Origin of the sequence: Streptomyces parvus (assembly GCF_014648875.1) — a bacterium.
Lineage (GTDB): Bacteria > Actinomycetota > Actinomycetes > Streptomycetales > Streptomycetaceae > Streptomyces > Streptomyces parvus.
In genome coordinates, this window is sequence record NZ_BMRY01000032.1 from 1 (window position 1) to 4,358 (window position 4,358).

Here is a 4,358-nt window from a genome sequence, read left to right on the forward strand (position 1 = left end):
GAGCGGGTGCGGGAGCGGTTGCTGGAGGTGTTGGCTCCGGTGGTGCCGGTGTCTTCGGGGGTGCCGTTCTTTTCGTCGGTGTCGGGGGAGCGGTTGGACACTGCGGGGCTGGATGCGGGGTACTGGTTTGAGAATCTGCGGGGCAGGGTGCGGTTCGGGGATGCTGTGGATGGGTTGCTGGCTGATGGGCGGTCGGTGTTTCTGGAGGTCAGTACGCATCCGGTGTTGGCGGTGGGTCTGCAGGAGACGATGGAGGCTGCGGGGCGTTCCGGGGTGGTGCTGGGTACGTTGCGTCGTGGTGAGGGCGGGCCTGAGCGGTGGGTGACCGCGCTGGCCGAGGCACACGTCCACGGCCTCCCCGTCAACTGGCGCACCGTTCTGGAGGACCGCACCGGCAGCGGCGTCCAACTGCCCACCTACCCGTTCCAGCGGGAACGCTTCTGGCCCGAGAGCCGGGCACTGCCGGCCGACGTCTTCGCCATGGGCCTTGACCGCGCCGACCACCCGATGCTCGGCGCGGCGGTGCCGGTGGCCGGCACGGACGGGGTACTGCTCACCGGGCGGATCGCCGCCGACACCCACCCGTGGATCGCCGATCACGTCCTGCTGGGCACCGTCCTGCTGCCCGGCACCGCCCTGATCGAACTCGCCGTCCGGGCCGGCACGTCGGCCGGCTGCCCCCACCTGGACGACCTCGCCCTGGAGGCCCCGCTCACCCTGCCCGAGGGGCGGGCGGCCGTCCTGCAGGTCGTCGTCGGGGACAGCACCCCCACGCAGAGCACCCGCACCCTCACCGTCTACTCCCGCCTCGAGGGCGACGACGGAGCCTGGACCCGGAACGCCAGCGGCACGGTGCGCGCCGCCGACCCTGCCGGGTACGCCCCGGAGCCGGTCCCATGGCCGCCCACGGACGCAGAACCGGTCGACCTGACCGGGTTCTACGAACCCACCGCCGACAGCGGCTACGGATACGGACCCGCCTTCCGGGGCCTGCGCTCCGTCTGGCGGCGGGACGACGAAGTGTTCGCCGAGGTCACCCTTCCCCACGAAGCCCGCGCCGACGCCGCGGGATTCGCTCTGCACCCCGCCCTGTTCGACGCCGCCCTGCACGCCATCGGTGCCGGAGAACTTCTCTCCGGCACCAACGGGGTACAGATCCCCTTCGCCTGGCAGGGCGTCACCTCGTACGCGGCAGGCGGCACCGAACTGCGGGTCCGGCTCAGCCGGCACGCCGAACGCGAATCCGTGACCCTGGAAGCCGTGACCACCACCGGCGCCCCGGTGCTCCACGTCGAGTCACTGGAGTTCCGCCCGGTCTCCGCGGCCCAACTGACCTCCGCGAACGGTCCCGGCGACGCGCTCTTCACCACCGACTGGAACTCCGCCGCCCCCGGCCCGTTCCCCGCGTCCTGGGCTGTGGTCGGCGGCGACATCCTCGGCGCGGCCGACCATCTGGCCGAGGAGGACCTCGCCGTCGAATGGCACGCCGACCCCGCCGCGCTGATCGAATACGTCGACGCGGGCATGAACGTACCCGAGGTCGTCCTCCTCTCCGGGGCGGGAACACCGGATGACGAAGACGCCGAGGCGGTGCACCACCGGGTGGCCGAGGTACTCGACACCGCACAGAACCTCCTCGGGGACCGGCGCTTCGACGAGTCCCGCATCGTGCTGCTCACCTGCGGGTCCGTCGCCGTCCGGGACGGTGAGGACATCACCGACCTGCCCGGCGCGGCCGCCCGGGGACTGCTCCGGTCGGCACATTCCGAACACCCCGGCCGGTTCGTACTCGTCGACACCGACGGGGACCTCACCGGGCTCGCCGAGGCACTCGTCCCCGGCGAGCCGGAGATCGCGCTGCGCGGCGGATCCCCACTGGTGCCACGCCTTGTCCGCGCCAGGCCGGTGGGCGAGCCCACGCTGCCCGCCGGAACCGTCCTGATCACCGGCGGCACCGGAGGCCTCGGCGGCCTGGTGGCCCGGCACCTCGCCGCCGCCCACGGCGTCACCGAACTGCTCCTGCTCAGCCGCTCCGGTCCGGACGCCCCCGGAGCCGCCGACCTCACCACCGATCTCGCCGCGCTCGGCGCGCGGGCCGAGATCGTGGCCTGCGACACCGCCGACGAGGACCGCCTCGCCGAGGTGCTGACCGGCCGGCGGATCGCCACCGTGGTGCATGCGGCGGGCGTCCTCGACGACGGCGTCTTCGAGTCGATGACACCCAAGCGCGTCGCGGCGGTGCTGCGCCCCAAGACCGACACGGCACTCCACCTGAGCAAACTGGCCGGGGCCGAACTGTTCGTTCTCTTCTCCTCCACCACCGGCACCTTCGGAGCACCCGGCCAGGCCAACTACGCCGCCGCCAACGCCGCTCTGGACGCGCTGGCCGCCAGGATCCGTGCCCGGGGCCGGGACGCCCTCTCCGTCGGCTGGGGCATGTGGGCCACCGGCACCGGCATGACCGGCCACCTCTCCGGCGCCGAACGCGAGGACGCGACCGGCAGCGGAACCGCTCTGTCCGACCAGGACGGCCTCACTCTGCTCGACGCCGCCCTCACCACCGGCCGCTCCCACCTGGTGGCAGCACGCCTGGACCTGGCCGCCGTACGGGCCCACGCGCACAGCGTTCCGGTTCCCGCACTGCTGCGCACCCTCGTTCCACCGCCGGCCCGGCGGACGGCCGAGGGGGAGAGGCAGGACACGTCGTCGCTCAGCACCCGTCTGGCCCCCCTCGACCCGTCCGAGCGGCGGCAGGTGGTGCTCGACCTGGTGCGCGGCCACGCGGCCGCGGTCCTCGGACACGCCTCCGCCGAGGCCATCCACCCCGAACTGGGCTTCACCGACCTGGGATTCAGCTCGCTCAGCGCGATCGAGATGCGCAACCAGCTCAGTGCCGCCACCGGCCTGCGACTGCCGACCACACTGGTCTTCGACCACCCGAACGCCGCCCGCCTCACCGACCACCTGCTGGAACAACTGGTGATCGAGAGCGCCGAGGCCGGCCCCGCCACGCTCCTGGCCGACCTGGACCGGCTCGATGCCGCCCTCGCCGGGACCAGCCCCGGGGACGAGACCCGCAGCCGCGTGATCTCGCGGCTGCACGCGCTGCTGGCCCGGCACGACACCGCGGACGACCCGGGCCTGGTCACCACCGCCGCACACCTCGACGAGGCGGACGACGACAACCTCTTCGCCTTCATCGACAACGAACTGGGAGCCTGAGGCGATGCCGGACGAGACAGTCGGCGCACGTACCGTGTCCACCGAGGACAAGCTGCGGGACTACCTGAAAAGGGTCACCGCGGACCTCACCTCGGTGCGCCAACGCCTCCGTGCCGCGGAGTCCACCGAGCACGAGCCGATCGCCATCATCGGCATGTCCTGCCGCTTCCCCGGCGGGGTCGACTCGCCCGAGGCACTGTGGCGCCTGGTGCGGGACGGCGTCGACGCGATGGGCGACTTCCCCGCCGACCGCGGCTGGGACATGACGCCCTTCACCACCGGTATCGCCGCGGACGCGGACTTCACCCGGGAAGGGGGCTTCCTCGACGGCGTCGCCGACTTCGACCCGTCGCTGTTCAACATCTCGCCCCACGAGGCGCTCGCGATGGACCCCCAGCAGCGGCTGATGCTGGAAACCTCCTGGGAAGCCGTGGAACGCGCCGGCATCGACCCGCTGTCCCTGCGCGGGAGCCGCACCGGCGTCTTCACCGGTGTCATGTACAACGAATACGCCTCGCGTGTCATGTCCGTCCCGGACGAGGTCGCCGGGCACCTGGGCACCGGCAACAGCGGAAGCGTCGTCTCCGGCCGGGTCGCCTACACCCTGGGGCTGGAGGGCCCGGCCCTGACCGTGGACACCGCCTGCTCCTCGTCCCTGGTGGCGCTGCACCTGGCCATGCGGTCGCTGCGCAGCGGGGAGAGTTCACTGGCCCTGGCCGGCGGCGTCGCGGTCATGGTCACTCCCAACACCTTCGTCGACTTCGCCCTGTCCGGAGGCCTGGCCTCCGACGGCCGCTGCAAGGCCTTCTCCGCCGATGCGGACGGCACCGGCTGGTCCGAGGGGGTGGGGGTGCTGCTCGTGGAGCGGCTCTCCGACGCCGTACGCAACGGGCACGAGGTCCTGGCCGTGGTGCGCGGCTCCGCGGTCAACCAGGACGGCGCGTCCAGCGGCCTGACCGCGCCGAACGGTCCCTCGCAGCAGCGGGTCATTCACCAGGCGCTCGCGGCGGCCCGGCTGACCGCCGCTGATATCGATGTGGTGGAGGCGCACGGCACGGGTACGACGCTGGGTGATCCGATCGAGGCGCAGGCGCTGCTCAACGCCTATGGGCAGGACCGGCCGGAGGGCCGTCCGC

At 72.6% G+C, this 4,358-nt stretch carries 2 protein-coding genes; both read left to right on the forward strand.

Annotated elements, in window-relative coordinates; genetic code table 11:
• Positions 1-6: 6 nt before the first annotated feature.
• Positions 7-3,222, forward strand: coding sequence for an SDR family NAD(P)-dependent oxidoreductase (locus IE140_RS35620; RefSeq protein ID WP_268252809.1), 3,216 nt, complete (start codon positions 7-9; stop codon positions 3,220-3,222).
• Between the two features lie 4 nt (positions 3,223-3,226).
• Positions 3,227-4,358, forward strand: a 1,132-nt coding sequence (locus IE140_RS35625) for a beta-ketoacyl synthase N-terminal-like domain-containing protein (RefSeq protein ID WP_189461094.1), incomplete at its 3' end; no start/stop codon positions are given.